General features: G+C 60.9%; 1 pseudogene. It reads left to right on the top strand.

The annotated features are described in order from the left end of the window. Positions 1–345 (top strand): annotated as a pseudogene (locus E3W21_RS28735) (DDE-type integrase/transposase/recombinase); the annotation flags it as partial.

The raw sequence follows: 345 nt of genomic DNA, 5'->3' as shown, positions 1-345 counted from the left end.
GGGCTCGCACGCCCGCTGTTTTGCTTTTTTCGGCGGCACATCGCAGATCCTGGTGCCCGATAATCTGCGCAGTGGCGTCACCAAGGCGCATCGCTACGAGCCGGACATCAACCCCAGTTACCGCGATCTCGCCGAGCATTACGGCGTAGCCGTACTGCCCGCGCGTTCGCGTAAACCCAAGGACAAAGCCAAGGTTGAAGTGGGTGTGCAAGTGGTCGAGCGCTGGATCCTGGCAGTGCTGCGCAACCGCCAGTTCTTCTCGCTCGGAGAACTCAACACGGCAATCAGCCTGCTGCTCGAACGCCTCAATCAAAAGCCCTTCAAGAAGCTGCCCGGCTCACGCCG

The organism is Pseudomonas sp. F01002 (genome assembly GCF_004402115.1).
Taxonomy (GTDB): domain Bacteria; phylum Pseudomonadota; class Gammaproteobacteria; order Pseudomonadales; family Pseudomonadaceae; genus Aquipseudomonas; species Aquipseudomonas frigoris.
Note: the sequence above shows the minus strand (reverse complement) of the source record. Positions and strands in the feature narration are given on the sequence as shown.